Origin of the sequence: Xanthomonas sp. LMG 12462, assembly GCF_009192885.1 — a bacterium.
In the GTDB taxonomy this organism is placed as follows: domain Bacteria; phylum Pseudomonadota; class Gammaproteobacteria; order Xanthomonadales; family Xanthomonadaceae; genus Xanthomonas_A; species Xanthomonas_A sontii.
Genome location: NZ_NMPP01000059.1, coordinates 1 through 16047 on the forward strand (window position 1 = coordinate 1; position 16047 = coordinate 16047).

Annotated in this window: 9 protein-coding genes; 1 reads left to right on the forward strand and 8 read right to left on the reverse strand. The window is 70.9% G+C overall.

The features are described 5' to 3' along the window. From CEK69_RS21080 to xerD, 5 genes are all read right to left on the reverse strand, one after another. Positions 1 to 2974, reverse strand: a 2974-nt coding sequence (locus tag CEK69_RS21080; protein ID WP_255424821.1) for an ESPR-type extended signal peptide-containing protein, incomplete at its 3' end; no start/stop codon positions are given. Positions 2975 to 4069: 1095 nt separating this feature from the next. Continuing rightward, the gene (gene purL / locus CEK69_RS14515) at positions 4070 to 8125 is read right to left on the reverse strand and encodes a phosphoribosylformylglycinamidine synthase (protein ID WP_152246337.1); all 4056 of its coding nucleotides are present in this window, start codon (positions 8123 to 8125) and stop codon (positions 4070 to 4072) included. Positions 8126 to 8425: 300 nt separating this feature from the next. Then, complete coding sequence (locus tag CEK69_RS14520; RefSeq protein ID WP_017915605.1) at positions 8426 to 9232, reverse strand: DsbC family protein; 807 nt, start codon at positions 9230 to 9232, stop codon at positions 8426 to 8428. Between the two features lie 106 nt (positions 9233 to 9338). Then, a complete protein-coding gene (locus CEK69_RS14525; protein WP_152246339.1) occupies positions 9339 to 11534 on the reverse strand; it encodes a hypothetical protein in 2196 nt (731 codons plus the stop codon). 57 nt (positions 11535 to 11591) lie between these two features. After that, positions 11592 to 12566 (reverse strand): site-specific tyrosine recombinase XerD, encoded by a 975-nt coding sequence (xerD, locus tag CEK69_RS14530; protein WP_152246342.1) that lies wholly within the window; start codon positions 12564 to 12566, stop codon positions 11592 to 11594. A gap of 203 nt (positions 12567 to 12769) precedes the next feature. On the opposite strand from xerD, the gene CEK69_RS14535 reads away from it, so the two are divergent. Next, positions 12770 to 13246, forward strand: a complete 477-nt coding sequence (locus CEK69_RS14535) for an RDD family protein (protein ID WP_152246344.1) — start codon at positions 12770 to 12772, stop codon at positions 13244 to 13246. A gap of 185 nt (positions 13247 to 13431) precedes the next feature. On the opposite strand, the gene CEK69_RS14540 is transcribed toward CEK69_RS14535, so the two are convergent. The 3 genes from CEK69_RS14540 to lptF are packed head-to-tail and all read right to left on the reverse strand — an operon-like array spanning position 13432 to position 15952. Beyond that, the gene (locus CEK69_RS14540; RefSeq protein ID WP_043093260.1) at positions 13432 to 13761 is read right to left on the reverse strand and encodes a hypothetical protein; all 330 of its coding nucleotides are present in this window, start codon (positions 13759 to 13761) and stop codon (positions 13432 to 13434) included. A gap of 2 nt (positions 13762 to 13763) precedes the next feature. Further along, positions 13764 to 14870 carry an LPS export ABC transporter permease LptG gene (lptG, locus tag CEK69_RS14545; RefSeq protein ID WP_017916644.1) on the reverse strand — a complete coding sequence of 369 codons (1107 nt, stop codon included), beginning with the start codon at positions 14868 to 14870 and terminating at the stop codon, positions 13764 to 13766. Further along, positions 14867 to 15952, reverse strand: a complete 1086-nt coding sequence (gene lptF, locus CEK69_RS14550; RefSeq protein WP_152246346.1) for an LPS export ABC transporter permease LptF — start codon at positions 15950 to 15952, stop codon at positions 14867 to 14869. The genes lptG and lptF overlap by 4 nt, the downstream gene beginning before the upstream one ends. Between the last annotated feature and the right edge of the window lie 95 nt (positions 15953 to 16047).

Genomic DNA, 16047 nt, shown 5'->3' on the forward strand with positions numbered 1-16047 from the left:
CGCCGGCGGCGAGCGCGTCGTCGCCTTCGACGTAGGCGCCGGCATCGCTGTTGCCGGCGCTGGCCTGCAGGTACTTGCCGGCCTCCTGCAGCTGCGCCACGTTGACCGCGTCGGTGGCTTCGGTGCCGGCGGCGACGCTGGTGATCTGCCGGGTCAGGCCGTTGCCGACATCGCCGACCGACACGCTGTTGTCGCGCGCGGCGTAGGAATGCGCGCCGAGCGCGACCGCATTGGTCGGCGCCTGGTTGCGCGCATCGTCCAGCCAGGTGCTGACCCGCGCGCCGTAGCCGATCGCGGTGGCATCGCTGCCGTTGGCCTGGCTGTCGGTGCCGAGCGCGGTGCCGTTGTTGTTGTAGATCGACGTCACCGCACGTGCGCCCAGCGCGACGCTGTCGGGGTTCCAGGCGGTGGCCTTGTAGCCCAGCGCGATGCCGCTGTCGCCGGCGGCCAGCGCATAGCTGCCCAACGACACCGTGCGCGGCGCGAACGAACCGGCGCTGTGGCCGATGGCGACCGAATCGACGTTGCCCGGAAGGTTCGGGAACACGTTGGCGTTGTAGCCCAGCGCGATCGCGTAGTCGGACTGGCTCTGCGCGCCGGCGCCCAGGGCGATGCCGCCGACGCCGGTGGCGGCGGCGATGCCCACGCTGTTGCCGGCGCTGGCCGCGGCGGTGCTGACGCCGCCCACGGCGACGCTGTCGGTGCCGCTGGCCAGCGCGTTCATGCCCATCGCCACCGCACTGGTGGCGGTGGCGCGCGCGCCGATGCCCATCGCGGTGGCGTAGTCGCCTGCGGCGCGAGCGCTGTAGCCCACCGCCGTGCCCAGGTCGCCGGCCACTTCGGACAGGCCGCCGACCGCGGTGGCGCCATCCTTGAAGGTCTGCGCGTGATAGCCCAGCGCGGTGCTCTGCACACCGCCGGCCGAGGTGCCGGTGCCGACCGCGGTGGTCAGCGGATCCAGCGCCTGCGCGCCGCCGCCGACCGCGGTGGCGGCCACGCCCAGGGCCTGGGTGGTCTGCTCGCGGCTGCCGACGATGAAGCCGTTCTCGTCGTACTCGTACACCGTCGCGGTGCTACCGATGGCCGTGGCCGAGGTGCCGACCGCCGTGGCATCGGTACCGACCGCACTGGCGTGGGCGCCGCTGGCGACCGCGCCGCTGCCCAGCGCCGAGGCGCCGAGGCCGGCGGCGGTGCTGGTGGACCCCACGGCGGTGGTGTAGTCGCCATCGGCCAGCGCATCGGCGCCGGCGGCGGTGGCCTGCTGGCCCTGCGCCAGCGCGGTGCCGTCGCCGCTGCCGGCGAACAGCCGCGCGGTGCCGTCGGCCACCTGCTTGACCGCGTCGAGCTGGTCCAGGTTCACCGCATCGGTGCCTTCGGTGCCGGCGGCGACGTTGGCGATCTGCCGCTCCTTGCCGGCGCTGCCCACCGAGACGGTGTCGGCGCGATCGGCGACCGATCCCTGGCCGAGCGCGACGCTGCCGCTGGCCGCGGCCTTGGCGCCGTAGCCCAGCGCGGTGGAATCGTCGGCCTGCGCCCAGGACGCGGCGCCGAACGCGGCGCTGGACGCGCCATCGGCCGAACTGAGCCAGCCGACCGAGGTGGAGAACGCACCGTTGGCCCAGGCACCGGCGCCGAATGCGCTGCCGCCCTCGCCCTGCGCCTCGGTGGTGAACAGGCCGAGCACGCTGCCGCCGACCGCGGTGCTGGACGCCCCGCTGGCCAGGCTCGAATAGCCCAGCGCCACGGCATTGCCGCCGCTGGCGTTGGCGCCGTAGCCGACCGCGGAAGCGAAATCGCCGCCGGCCTGGCTGAAGCCGCCGTTGGCGGTCGCGGCCAGCCCGGTGGCGGCAGCGGAGAAACCGGTGGCGGTGCTCTGCAGGCCGTCGGCGCGTGCCGCCGTGCCCAGTGCGGTGGAGAACGCGCCATTGGCCTGCGCGCCGGCGCCGAACGCGCTGGCGCCCTGCTCGGCCGCGGTGGTGGTGCCTTCCAGCAACACCTCGCCGTTCTCGTCGACGATCGACAACGCGCCGCCGACCGCCGTTGCCGAGGCGCCGACGGCGGTGGCGTTGCTGCCGACCGCGGTGGCGTTGCCGCCGAGCGTGGTGGCGCCGCTGCCCAGCGCGCTGGCGCCGTTGCCGATGGCGTTGGCGCCTTCGCCAGCGGCGATCGCATTGGCGCCCTCGACGTAGGCGCCGGCATCGCTGGCGTCGCTGCCGCTGGACTGGAAATACTTGGCGGTGGTGTCGGCGGTCTGCCTGACCGCGTCGAGCTGGGCCACGTTGACCGCATCGGTGGCCTCGGTGCCGGCGGCCACGTGGGTGATCTGGCGCTCGCCGCCGGCCTTGCCGACCGAGACGCTGTCGTCGCGGTCGGCCACCGCGTCGGCGCCCAGCGCCACGCTGTTGCGGCCCTGCGCGACGGCGCTGTTGCCCAGCGCGGTGCTGTTGAAGCCGCTGGCGCTGGAGAAGCCGCCGACCGCGGTGGCGTAGTCGCCGGTCGCGTCGGCCGCCACGCCGACCGCGGCGCTGGCCGCGCCGGAGGCGATGCTCTCGGCGCCGAGCGCGGTCGCGCCGTCGCCACTGGCGGTGCTGTAGTAGCCGAGCGCGCTGGCCTCCACGCCGCTGGCGTCGCTGAGGGTGCCGCTGGCCACGCTGCCGTCGCCGCTGGCGTTGCTGGCCGCGCCGGTCGCGGTGCTCTGCGCGCCGCTGGCGTTGCTCTCGGCACCGACCGCGGTGGCGTAGTCGCCGCTGGCGCTGGCGTTGTCGCCGATCTGCAGGGCCTGCGCCTGGGCGCTGGTGGGCAGGACGCCGGCACCCAGCGCCAGCGCGATCGCGCCGGCCAGGGCCAGGCCGTGTGCGCGTGCGGCGCGGCGGTCGCGGACGACGGCCCCGCGCGCATCGCCGCTGGCCAGTTCCGATGCCACGACCCACATCCCCAGTGCGTTGTTCCAGACCTTGCGATAAATCCGATTCATCGACGACTGCTCCTCAATTCGGCTGGTTTTTGGTCAAAAAGCCACCCTCGCCCGGCGTTCCGGCCGGCCGACCCCCTGTCGGTTTTTTGGTGCCGCACGTCCCTTAGCGGGACGCGAGAGGCTCACGCCTGTCGCTGCTCGGAGCTGTAGATGAACCGAGGTGGAATGCGGAACTGACCCGAGTGTTAACTCGGCCTCTCGAGTACGTCAAGTTTTTGACTTAATGCGACACGCGCCGTGACACAGACCGCGAATTCAGCCTGATTTCGTTAAAGTTTCGATAAATATCAATGAAAACAACCAGCTCGCGCCAATTTTTCGGCACATACCTTGCCAGCCTTGACACCCCGCGCTTCGGGCGATTTCGTTTCCTGTCAAGGACTTGACGCAACCGGGTGGTAGAGGCGCAAAAGCGCGCCCAGGCATGCCGGGTGACGGCTCCAGACGGCTGCGCATGGCGCCGACTGCGCGAAATGGGGCGAGCGGTCGCGCGGCGGAGCGACCTTGTGCAGGACGACGGGCGGGTGCTGCCGGGCTGTCGCTACACGGCGAAGAGCACCACGCGCGGGAGGACGCACCATTCGCTTGCAAGCGGTGGCGGATGGCGCAGGCACACGCACGCTGCAGCGATGACGGCACCGCGCAAGGCGCACCGCACCGCGATATCCCGCAGGAACGGCTTCAGCCGCGACAGCGCACGGTCAGCTCATGCAGGCGGGATGCGCCGAGGAAACGCACTCGACACACAGGAAATCGACGGCATCGGCCGTCAAACCGCCAGTTCGGCCGGCCTGGATGCGGTCCTGCGTCGGGACTGAAGTCCCTCCCACATGGGACACTGCGACGCGCGATTCGGCGCATGCGCCACGCCACCAATCCCGGCAGTGCATTCTGCATCCCACGGCGATGGCAGCGCGGCACAGACCCGAGCAACGCAGCCGGCAGCGCCGCCCCGAACATCGCGGCTACAGGCACTGCCGACGGCGCCCTGGCAAGGGCCAGCGCCAGCACGCGATCAGGTCGCCGAACACGTTACCGTCGGAAGCCCACCAGGCAGGCGCGTCGCCATCGCGGCGAGCGCGCCAGGGGCGGGCTTCAGCCCACCCACACCCGCGCATTGCGGAACATGCGCAGCCACGGCGCCTCGTCCGGCCACTCGGCCGGATGCCAGCTGAGGTTGAGCGAGCGCAGGGTGCGTTCCGGGTGCGGCATCAGGATCGTCACCCGGCCGTCGTCGCTGGTCAGGCCGGTGATGCCGTCGGGCGAGCCGTTCGGGTTCAGCGGGTACTGCGTGGCGACGGCGCCATGGCCATCGACGAAGCGCAGCGCCACGCGCGCGGCGGCCTGGTCCACGGCAGTGTCGAACTCGGCACGGCCTTCGCCATGCGCCACCGCCACCGGGATCCGCGAGCCGGCCATGCCGCGCAGGAAGATCGACGGCGATTCCACCACTTCCAGCAGGCTGGTGCGCGCCTCGAACTGCTCGCTGCGGTTGCGCAGAAAGCGCGGCCAGTGCTCGGCACCGGGAATGATGTCCTTGAGCTGGCTGAGCATCTGGCAGCCGTTGCACACGCCCAGGGCGAAGGTATCCGGACGCGCGAAGAACGCGGCGAAGGCATCGCGCAACGCCGGCCGCTCCAGGATCGAGGTGGCCCAGCCGCGGCCGGCACCGAGCACGTCGCCGTAGCTGAAGCCGCCGCAGGCGGCCAGGCCGACGAAGTCGGCCAGGTCCACGCGGCCGGCGATCAGGTCGCTCATGTGCACGTCGAAGGCGCGGAAGCCGGCGCGTTCGAACGCATTGGCCATCTCGATCTGGCCGTTGACGCCCTGCTCGCGCAGGATCGCCACCTTCGGCCGCTGGCCGCTGGCGACGAACGGCGCGGCGACGTCCTCGGCCGGGTCGAAGGCCAGTTTCGGCTTCAGCCCGGGCGCGGCGAAATCGCGCGCCAGCGCGCGTTCCTCGGCGGCGCTGTCGGGGTTGTCGCGCAGCGTCTGCATGGCGTGGGTCACCGACCACCAGGCATCGAACAACTCGTCCCAACGCCATTCGGCCAGGGTCTTGCCGCCCAGGCCCACGCGTACCGCCGCAGCGGTGCTGGGGCGGGCGATGCGCTGCGCACACTCGGTCAGCGCATGGCGCTCGACCAGGTCGGCGAACGCCGCGCGGTCTTCGCGCGCGACCTGCACCACCGCGCCCAGTTCCTCGTTGAACAGGCTGCGGAACGGATCGTCGCCCCAGGCATCGAGGGTGATGTCCAGGCCCTGCCGCGAGGCGAACGCCATTTCGCACAGCGCGGCGAACGCGCCGCCATCGCTGCGGTCGTGATACGCCAGCAGCAGGCCGGCCTCGCGCGCATCGCGGATCAGCTCGAAGAACGCACGCAGCCGCTGCGGATCGTCCAGGTCCGGCACCGCCCCGCCGAACGCCGGCAGCGCACCGTCGCCATGCACCTGCGCCAGCACCGAACCGCCCAGGCGCTGTTTGCCGCCGCCCAGCCCGATCAGCCACAGCTCGCTCTCGGCCTCGCGCGCCAGCAACGGCGTCAACTGCGCCCGCGCATCGGCGACCGGCGCGAAGGCGGAGACGATCAGGGAGACGGGCGAGACGCTCTTGTGCGTCTCGCCGGGACTGGAGAATGGGGAATCGGGAATCGGAGAAGCGGCGGCATCGGTGGCGGACGCATCGCGCTTTTCGCCATTCCCGATTCCCGATTCCCGATTCACGGCGGTCACCGACCACTGCGCCTGCATCGACAGCGAGTCCTTGCCCACCGGGATGCTCAGGTCCAGCTGCGGGCACAGTTCCATGCCCACCGCCTTGACCGCGGCGTACAGGCGCGCGTCCTCGCCGTCGTGGTTGGCCGCGGCCATCCAGTTTGCCGACAGCTTGACCTGGTCCAGCGCCTGCACCGGCGCCGCGCACAGGTTGGTGATCGCCTCGCCCACCGCCATCCGCGCCGCCGCGGCAGCGTCGAGCAGGGCCAGCGGGGTGCGCTCGCCGATCGCCATCGCTTCGCCGGCGTGGGTGTCGAAGCCGGCCAGGGTGATCGCGCAATCGGCCAGCGGCAACTGCCAGGGACCGATCATCTGCTCGCGCGCGGTCAGGCCGCCGACGCTGCGGTCGCCGATGGTGACCAGGAAGCTCTTCGCCGCCACCGTCGGATGGGCCAACACGCGCAGCCCGGCCTCGCGCAGATCCAGCGCCTCGGTGTCCAGCTCCGGCCAGCGCGGCGCCGGCGGCTGCCGGGTGTCGCGGTGCATCTTCGGCGGCTTGCCGAAGAGGACGTCCATGGGCAGATCGATTGGATGCTGGGAATGGGGAGTGGGGAATGGGGAATGGGCAACAGCGGAGCCTGCCTGCATTTCACCATTCCCGATTCCCGATTCTCCATTCCCACCGCCGAGCACCCCGTACCCCACGACGAGCCGTTCCTCGGCGGTCGCCACGCCCACGGCGGCAAACGGGCAGCGCTCGCGTTCGCAGATCGCGGCGAATTCGGCCAGGCGCGCCTGCGGCACGCCGAGCACGTAGCGCTCCTGCGATTCGTTGCACCACAGCTGCATCGGCGACAGCGAGGGGTCGTCGCTGGGCACGCGGTCCAGGTCGATGAGGCCGCCTACGTTGGAATCGTGCAACAGTTCGGGAATGGCGTTGGACAGGCCGCCGGCGCCGACGTCGTGGAACCAGCGGATCGGGTTGTCCGCGCCCAGCGCCACGCAGCGGTCGATGACCTCCTGCACGCGCCGCTCCATCTCCGGGTTGTCGCGCTGCACGCTGGCGAAATCCAGGTCCTCGGCGCTGTCGCCGGAGGCCACCGAACTGGCCGCGCCGCCGCCCAGGCCGATCAGCATCGCCGGGCCGCCGAGCACGATCACCGCGTCGCCGGGCTGCAGCGGGATCTTCTCCGCCTGCACGCGATCGATCGCGCCCAGGCCGCCGGCCAGCATGATCGGCTTGTCGTAGGCGCGGGTCAGGTCCTGCGTCTCCGGCAGCTCGAAGCTGCGGAAATAGCCGAGCAGGTTGGGCCGGCCGAATTCGTTGTTGAACGCGGCGCCGCCGAGCGGGCCGTCCAGCATGATTTCCAGCGCCGGGGCCATGCGCGGGTTGAGCGGACGCGCGCCCTCCCACGGCTGCGGCAGGCTGGGGATGCGCAGGTGCGAGACGCTGAAGCCGGTCAGGCCGGCCTTGGGCTTGCCACCGCGACCGGTGGCGCCCTCGTCGCGGATCTCGCCGCCTGCGCCGGTGGAGGCGCCCGGGAACGGCGCGATCGCGGTCGGGTGGTTGTGGGTCTCGACCTTGATGCAGAACGCCGACGGCGTCACCGCCTCGCTGCGGTACTCGCAGCTGGCCGGATCCGGGCGATAGCGCGCGGCCGGATGCCCTTCCACCACCGCCGCGTTGTCGCTGTACGCGCTGAGCGTGTGCTGCGGGGTCTGCTGGTGGGTGTGCTTGATCATCCGGAACAGCGAGCGGTCCTGCTCCTTGCCGTCGATGGTCCAGCTGGCGTTGAAGATCTTGTGCCGGCAGTGCTCGGAATTGGCCTGCGCGAACATCATCAGTTCCACGTCGGCCGGATCGCGGCCGAGTTCGCCGAAGCGCTGGCGCAGGTAATCGATCTCGTCCTGGGCCAGGGCCAGGCCCAGCCGCGCGTTGGCCGCTTCCAGCTGGTCCAGCGGGATGCGCTCGACCTCGCCGCGCGCCGGCGCCTGGAACAGCGCCTGCGCCTGCGCGGCATCGTCCAGCAGCGACTGCGTCATCGGATCGTGCAGCAGCTTGGCCAGCGCGGCCTGGTCGGCCGGCGCCTGCGGCCAGCCGGCCAGGTCCAGGCGGGTACCGCGCTCGACCCGGCGGATCGCCAGCCCGGCACCGCGGACCAGTTCGGTGGCCTTGCTCGACCACGGCGAGCGCGTGCCCAGCCGCGGCACTACGTAGCGCGAGCAGGTGCCCGCCTCCGCCGGCGCCGGCGCGTCCTGCGCCTGCAGGATGCGGCGGGCCGCGACCAGGTCCAGTTGCCCGGCGTCGTCGCCGTCGAGGAAGTACACGTGCCAGGCGCCGACGATGCGCACGCCGGAAACGAGGGACTGCAGGCGGGTTTCGAGCCGAGCGCGACGGAACGGCGAAAGGGCGGAAGCGCCCTCGAGGACGATCATGTCCGGGGAACCGTGTGAGGAAACGGGCTGGCTATTGTAGCGGAGAGCTGGGAATGGCGATTCGGGAATAGGGAATCGGCACAGCCGGCCGCCGAGCGGGGTCGGCGCCAGCGGACGTGCTAGAGGTGGTTGGGCGACAGCGGACGCGGTGCTCCAGCGGCAAAACGCGCGGTGGCACCAACGGTGGCGCAAAGGCCGCACCGCCGACCAAGGGGGAGAGACGGGCGTTCAGCGGCCGTGGCCGCGGGAACGAGCGACGTCGCACCCATTCCCGATTCCCGTTTCCCCATTCCCGGCCGCTCAGCGGCTTCCGCCCGCCTTGGTCGCTTCCGCCGCGCGCTTGTCCAGCGCCTCGCGCATCTTGGCCGGGGGCAGGTAGCCGCCGATCTGGGTGCCGTCCGGGGCGAAGATCGCCGGGGTGCCGTTGACGCCCAGGCGCTGGCCCAGGTTGTACTGCATGGTCACCGGGTTCTTGCAGTTGGTCGCGCTCGGCACCTTGCCGTTGGCCTTGGCGTCGGTCAGCGCCTGCTTCTTGTCGGCCGCGCACCACACCGCGACCATGTCCTTGTAGTCCTGGCTGCCCAGGCCCATGCGCGGGTACGCCAGGTACTCCACGGCGATGCCCTGCTTGTTGAGTTCGCCGATCTCGCTGTGCAGCTTGCGACAGTAGCCGCATTCGATATCGGTGAACACGCTGATGGTGTACTTGGGATTGGCCGGGGCGAACACGATGCGGTCGGCACGCGGCGCCGACTCCAGCAGCTTGCGGCGGTAGCTCAGCAGGCCTTCGCTGGAGGCGAACTGCTTTTCCTGGATGTCGAACGGCTGCGCCTGGAACAGGTAGCGGCCGTCGTCGGAGACGTACAGCACCTGCCCGCCGACCACCACTTCGCGGAAGCCGGGGAACGGCGCGGCGCCGATGTAGTCGGGCTTGAAGTTGGGATCGAGCTGCAGCAGCGCCGAGCGTACGCGCTGCTCGCCCGGTGCGCCGGCAGGAGCGGCGGCGGCCGGCTTGGCAGCGGCAGCGCCGCCGGTGGGCGAAGCCGGCTGCGCGCAGGCGGAAAGAGAAGTGGCGCACAGCAGCGCAAAAAGAGCAAAACGGAGCATTGGCTATCCATGAGGGCTGCGAACCGGCTGGATTGTCGCATACCCCCTTGTCCGCTCGATGTAGACAGGCTGAGCGGGGGGCACGCCGTCGCAGCAAGGGCGCGGATCAATATTTCGCGTGCTCCGGATAGCCGCCCGCACCCGCCGGATCGCGCAGCGCCGGTGGCAACGACCAGCGCAGCAGGCCGCCATCGGTCAAGGCCCAGAGCGTGGCGCCGTCCCACGAAAACGCCAGTGCGTTCAGCGAACCGCGCGCCGGCGAGGCCAAGCGCAGCGGTGTCTGCGCGGCGGCGATCTGCCACAGCGCCAGCTGCGGCCCGGCCGCGGCGGGGGCATCGCTGCCCAGCGCCAGCAGCCGGCCGTGCGCCGAACGGGCCGCCGCCTTCAGCGCGTCGGCGCACCCCAGCAAGGCCGACAGGCGTACGCGGCCGTCGTCCATATCCAGCACGTGCATACCGACGAAGCGCGCTTCGGGCTGCGCCTTCGACGCGCCGGACGGCGCGAACTGCGGCGTCCCGGTGCCGTGGTCGGCCAGCATCAGCACGAAGCCGCTGGCGATCCAGCGACCCTGCAGCGACCCCAACGGGGTGGGCACCCACTGTGCCACGCCGGAGGCGTCGACCGGATCGGGGCGACCGAAACGCTGCGGCAACGCGAACGCGCGCAGGACACGCCCGCTGGTCGGATCGAGGGCGGCGATGCCCTGGGCATCCTCCACCCACAGCGCATGCGGGTCGCGCAGGCGCACCGGCCACAGCTGCGCATTGCCCTTCTTCGCCGCATCCATCAACGCCTGTCGCGGCGCGCCGAACACCGGCGCGAACGCCCAGGGTCCATCCGCCGCCGGTACCGCGGCGGTCGGCGCATTCAGGATGAACCGACTGCTGCCGAACGCACCGCCGCCGCTAGCGTAGCTGTGATCGAAATACACGGGGCGCTGCGCGGCGTCCAGTTCCCAGCGCGCGTAGCCATCGCTGCCCTCGCCATCGACCCGGTAGCGATGCAGGCGCCGCGAGGCGACGTCATAGGCATACAGGACGGCGGACTCGCCAGCGGCGCCGGCCAGGAACCACACGCGGCCGCCCTGCGCATCGGGCATCAGCCGCTGCGCACCGCCCTCGCCCTGCCAGACCGTTTCTGTCTGCCAGCGCGTGCCGTCGTGATGCAGCCGCCACAGCCGGGTGCTGGCGCCCGTCCCGCCCAGCACCTGCATGCTGAGCAACAGATCGCCGTCGGGCAGCGCCAGCAGATCGCGCGGGTAGCGGGCGCCGCTGTCCGCCGTGGCCAGTTCGCCGCCGAGCGCGTCCCAGGGCAGCGCGTCGAACGGCAACAGCGGCACGTCGTTGCGCGGCGGGACAAACGCGATGGCCGGCGCCGCACCGGCGCGCTGCGGCGGCAACGTCCATGCCAACGGCGACGCGGCCACACGCACCGGCTGCTGCGGCACGCTCGCGGCGAGCGCCTGGCGCACGGCCTGGAACAGCACCGCCGGCACCACGCGCTGGCTCAACCGCGACGGCTGCGACGCACCGCCCAGCGGATTGAACTGGGTGATCTGCCTGATCACGCTGTAATCCGGATTGGCGTAGTTGTCGGTGCGCTCGATGCTCAGCGCGGTGGTCGCATGCCCCATGGCCGCGGTCATGTCGAAGACGCATACCCTCAGTTCCAGACGCCCGCTCATTCCCTGGCGTTCGCTGCGCGTGGCGCAGTATTCCGCATAGCGCGTCTCGCGGAACACAGCCAGTTCGGCGCGATCCTGTGGCGCCCAATCGCTGCGCTCGCGCGCCTGTTGCAGGCGCGTGCGCGCCTCCTCCTCAGTCAGCGCGCCCTGCTCCACCGCCGCCTGCAGCATCGGCTGCGCGAAGCGCTCGGCCAGCGCCGCGCGCAGGTCCTGGCGGCGTGACAGCAGGACCCGGCCCCAATCGTCGGGCAGATACGACAGCGGCAAGGTCTCGTTGCCTTCCTGGAAGCCCCCCTGCGCCTGCACGACGCCACGTACCGCGGCCTGCACCTGGGCATAGGGCGCTGCGATCAGCAGATGCGCAGCCGTGGCCGGTTCGCGCTGCCCGCCCGGCAGCGTCCAGAACAGCAGATCCTCGTGGCGACGCACCGCCGGTGCCTGCGCCTCCAGCGCCGTGCCGGCAGCCGCGATCTGCCACGCGCTGTCGCCAGGCTCGGCCGCCGGCATGGCGGACGGCTGCACCGGCCCGGCCGCGAACGCGCTGCCGAGCGCGAGCAGCAGCAGGCCGGCACAAGCTCGTGCTGGCGCATGGGAAACGCGATGTCGCAACTCGCTCATGGACGCACTCGATGGAAGGAAAAGGATGCCATCGCCAGCGGCAGCTGCAGTTGCCGCTCAGCCACGCGGATGATGCTTGCGGTGCAGGCTCTGCAGGTGCTCGCGCGCCACCAGCGTGTAGATCTGGGTGGTGGACAGGGAACTGTGGCCGAGCAGCATCTGCAGCGCCCGCAGGTCGGCGCCGCGGTTGAGCAGATGCGTGGCAAAGCTGTGGCGCAGGCCGTGCGGGCTGATCCGCACCGGATCGATCCCGGCCACCGCCGCATAGCGCTTCACCAACACCCAGAACTGCTGGCGGGTCAGCGCGCGGCGCGCGGCGTCGATGAACAGCGGCACCACGCCATCGCTGGCCGGGACCGCCTGCCCCGCCGCCAGCGCCGGGCGGGCGCTGTCCAGATAGCGCTGCAGCCAGTGCTGCGATTCCTCGCCCAACGGCACCAGCCGCTCCTTGCTGCCCTTGCCGGTGACCCGCAGCACGCCCTGGCGCAGATTGACCGCGTTGGCCGGCAGGTTGACCAGCTCGCTGACGCGCAAGCCGGCGGCGTACATCAACTCGAGCATGGCGCGGTCGCGCAGGCCTGCCGGCGCGGTCGCGTCCGGCGCCGCCAGCAGCGCATCGATCTGGCTTTCGGCCAGTGCCTTGGGCAGCGACCGCGGCAGCCGCGGCGGCTCCAGCAGCGCGGTCGGATCGTCGCTGCGCTCGCCGCGGCGCACGCGCAGCGCGAAGAACGCGCGCAGCGACGACAGCCAGCGGGCGTTGCTGCGCGGCGAATAGCCCAGCTCGGTACGCCATGCCAGGTATTCGAACAGCGCCTGTCGATCGGCACCGGCCAACCCGCCGCCGGCACCGTCGCGCCAACGCGCGAAGCCCTCCAGGTCGCGGCGGTAGTTGTCCAGGCTCTGCCGCGCCAACCCCTGCTCGGCCCAGGCCGCATCCAGGAACTGCTGGATCGCCGCCGCATCGGCCTCGCGCAGCGGCGCGAGCCGTTGCGTCTGCTGGCGGCGTTCGGCGGGGGAATGCAGGGAGGGCATTTTGGGGATTGGAGATTCGGGAATCGGGAATCGGGAATCGGGAATCGGGAATCGGGAATCGGGAATCGGGAATCGGGAAAGCCTAGCGGCTTTACCGGGGGGCGCAAGGTCGATGTGGGCGGGACGAGCGCAGGGCTGCCCATGCCCGCGCCGCGCGCAACGCAGTCCACCGCAAAGCGTGCGACTGGCTCTAAGCTGTGCCGATGAGCGCACCGCCTCCCGCTTCCGCCCCCCGTCCACGCGCGCTGCTGCTGTGGCGACTGCTGGCACTGTTCTACGACGCCTGGCCGGTGCTGGCGCTGTGGTTCGTGGTCTCGGCGCTGTTCACCCTCGGCTACACGCTGGAAGGCCATGCGCCGCGCGAGAACATCGCACCGTTCAGCGCCCTGCAGTGGCTGCTGTGGCTGTGCTGCTGGGTGGTGGCCGGCCTGTACGCGACGCTGAGCTGGCGTCGCGGTGGCCAGACCCTGGGCATGCGCCCATGGCGGCTGCGCCTGCACGGCGCCGATGGCACCACGCCGCGTTGGGGCGCACTGTGGCGGCGTTATCTGGTCGGTACCGTGTCGTTGCTGCTGGGCGGGCTGGGGTTCTGGTGGGCGCTTTTTGATCGGGAGCGGTTGACGTGGCACGACAGGGCCAGCGGCACCCGCTTGAGCCGCCAGCCCAAGGCCAAGCCCTGACCGCAGCACATGGCCGCGCGGCAGCGCGCCAACCGCTCCTGGCACATCGAGACCGCTGCGGCGCGGCATGACCGCGCCAGCGGCACTCGCCTGACCCGGCTACCGAAAACGAAGCCCTGACTGCACTGCCTGGGCGCGCGGCGGGGTGTGACCCACGTGGCGTGCGAAGACGGCGAGCATCGTCATTACCGATCCTGGTGCTTGCGCAGCGATTCGGCCTTGCGCGAGGCGAGCTTGGCGCCGATCCACCGCTCCAGGAATCGGCCAAGCCAATAGCTCGCCCACAGCATGCACAGGAGCAACAGCAACGGCACGACGGCCTGCGGCAACCGATCCAGCAGCGGCATCAGTCCGATTGTGGCCAGCGGAAGCAAGATGGGCAGGAACGGCAGTATCTTCACCAACGACCGGACATGGCCATCGAAATGCGGATTGCTCGCCAGCCACTGGCAGCACGCCATCGTTGCCAGATACAGAACGCAGAACGCCAGCCCGGTCGTGCTCGGACGCCGCATCGCTAACTGCTGCGTTTGCGGAACAGCAACCAGGACACGGTGAGCATCACCAGCGGCGGCAAGGCGTAGGCGATGCGGTAGTCGAACTTCAGAGCGCCGGCCATGCGGCCAAAGAACAGCTGCAGCAGCCAGAACACCAGGGCGAACAGGATGCCCAGGAACAGGCGCTTGCCCATGCCGCCGCTGCGCAGCGCGCCGAACGCGAACGGGATCGCGGCGAAGCACAGCGCCAGCACGTTCAGCGGATAGAACCAGCGGCTCCAGTACTGGTCCTCGTAGTCGCGCGCGTCCAGGCCGTTGCGGCGGCGGTACTCGATGCTGGTGTGCAGGTCGCGCGCCGACAGGTTGCGCGGCTTGGCCAGGCCCGAGGCCAGCGCCGCCGCGTCCAGCTGCGATTGCCACGGCAGGCTGTCGAACTTCTCGCGCTGCACCGAGCGTTCGGCGAAGGTGTCGCGGTAGGCCTGCTTGAGCGTCCAGCCGTTGTGCCGGTGCTCGGCGATGGCGGCATGGGTCAGCGACGCCAGCCGGCCGCTCTCGTCCAGCGTGTACAGTCGCACGTCGCGCAGCTCCAGCCAGGTGCCGCCCCCGTCCTCCAGGTGCTCTTCGCCGGCCTGGGCATTGAGGAAGGTGTTGCCCTCGCGCGCCCACAGCCCGGAATAGCGCGCCATGCTCATGTCGCCGTTGTACTTGGCGTTGGCCTTGATCGCATCGGCCTGGTTCTGCGCCCATGGCGCCAGGGTCTCGCCGTTGACCACCATGACCACGGTCAGCACGGCCATGGTCGAGGCCGCGGCCAGGCTCAGCCGACGCCGCGACAGACCCAGCGCGCGCAGCGCGGTCAGTTCGGAGGTGGCCGCAAGCTGGCCCAGGCCCATCAGCACGCCGATCACCGCGCCGGTGGGGAACAGGGTGTAGGCGCGGCGCGGCACCGTGTAGGCCACGAACGCGGCGGCATGGCCCAGGCTGTAGCTGCCGGTGCCGATGACCTTGAACTCGTTGGACAGGGCCATGATCACGTCCAGGCCCAGCAGCACCGCCCAGGTCAGCAGCACCGTGCCGAGCACGGCGCGGCCCACGTACACATCGTGCAGGTTCGGACGCAGCCTCATGCCGGCTGCCTCCGCGGCCGCGACAGCCGGCCATCGCGCAGGTACATCCACACCGCCAGCGTCAGCAACGGCAGCGTCAGCCACCACAGGCCGAGCGCGCGCGGCAGCTTCTCGGTGCTCAGCCACTGGGTGCCGAGGAACATCAGGTTGGTGCCGACCAGGTAGGCCAGGAACGCCAGCATGATCCGGCCATAGCGCTGCTGCCGCGGCGAGCTGCGCGACAGCGGCAGGGTCAGCAGCGCGAAGGCCAGCGCCAGCAGCGGCGGCGCCAGGCGCGCATGCAGTTGCGCGTTGGCCTGCGGGCGCGGATCGCCGATCAGCTTGGCGGTGGGCAGCAGTTCGGGGTCATCGTCCTTGCGCGCGGCGTTGCGGTCGGGCAGCGCCACGTCGTTGCTGACGAAGCGCATCATCCGGTAGTCCAGCCCGTCGCCGGCCAGCGGCCCCTCGACCCGGTAGCCGTCCTCCAGGCGCAGGTAGCGGTCGGCCTTGCCCTCGAAGAACATGGCGCCGCGCTGCGCGGTGACCACGTCCAGGCGGCCATCCTTCTGCCGCTGCATGAACACCTTGCTGAGCTTGGTGCCGTCCCCGGACAGGGTGCTGATGTAGACGATGCCGCCATCGGACAGCGGGGTGAAGCGCCCGGCCTCCAGCCCCGCCATCAGCAGGCTGTGGTTGGCCTCGTCGATCAGCCGGTCGGAGGTGCGGTCGGCCCAGGGGCCCAGCCACAGCGAGCACATGCCGACCAGGGTCACCACCGGGATCACCAGCATCAGGATCGGCCGCAGCAGGCGCCGCGGACCCACGCCGATGGCGGTGATCACCGCCATTTCCGAGTCGCGGTACAGCCGCGCCAGCGCCAGCAGCAGGCCCAGCATCAGCGCCAGCGGCAGGATCAGCGGCAGGTACACCACGAACTGCAGGCCCAGCTGTGAAAACAACAACTTGGCCGGGATGCGGCCATCGGCGATGTTGCCCAGGATGTCCACCAGCACACCACCGACGCTGACCACCAGCAGCACGATCAGGGTGGCCGAGAAGCTCTGGACGAAATCGCGCAGCAGGTATCGATCGAGCTTCGGCATGGGGGTGGGTTGATTTAAACTCTCGGATTCGTTCGCGGCTGCCCCAGCCTATCCGACTGGGGGTAAAGAGTCCGCGATTGTACGGATTTGCCAAC

Excerpts from the sequence above, each read along its gene's own strand:
- purL (WP_152246337.1), bottom strand. The coding sequence starts at position 8,125 with ATGATCGTCCTCGAGGGCGCTTCCGCCCTTTCGCCGTTCCGTCGCGCT.
- xerD (WP_152246342.1), bottom strand. The coding sequence starts at position 12,566 with ATGCCCTCCCTGCATTCCCCCGCCGAACGCCGCCAGCAGACGCAACGG.
- CEK69_RS14540 (WP_043093260.1), bottom strand. The coding sequence starts at position 13,761 with ATGCGGCGTCCGAGCACGACCGGGCTGGCGTTCTGCGTTCTGTATCTG.
- lptG (WP_017916644.1), bottom strand. The coding sequence starts at position 14,870 with ATGAGGCTGCGTCCGAACCTGCACGATGTGTACGTGGGCCGCGCCGTG.
- lptF (WP_152246346.1), bottom strand. The coding sequence starts at position 15,952 with ATGCCGAAGCTCGATCGATACCTGCTGCGCGATTTCGTCCAGAGCTTC.
- CEK69_RS14535 (WP_152246344.1), top strand. The coding sequence starts at position 12,770 with ATGAGCGCACCGCCTCCCGCTTCCGCCCCCCGTCCACGCGCGCTGCTG.
- CEK69_RS14520 (WP_017915605.1), bottom strand. The coding sequence starts at position 9,232 with ATGCTCCGTTTTGCTCTTTTTGCGCTGCTGTGCGCCACTTCTCTTTCC.
- CEK69_RS14525 (WP_152246339.1), bottom strand. The coding sequence starts at position 11,534 with ATGAGCGAGTTGCGACATCGCGTTTCCCATGCGCCAGCACGAGCTTGT.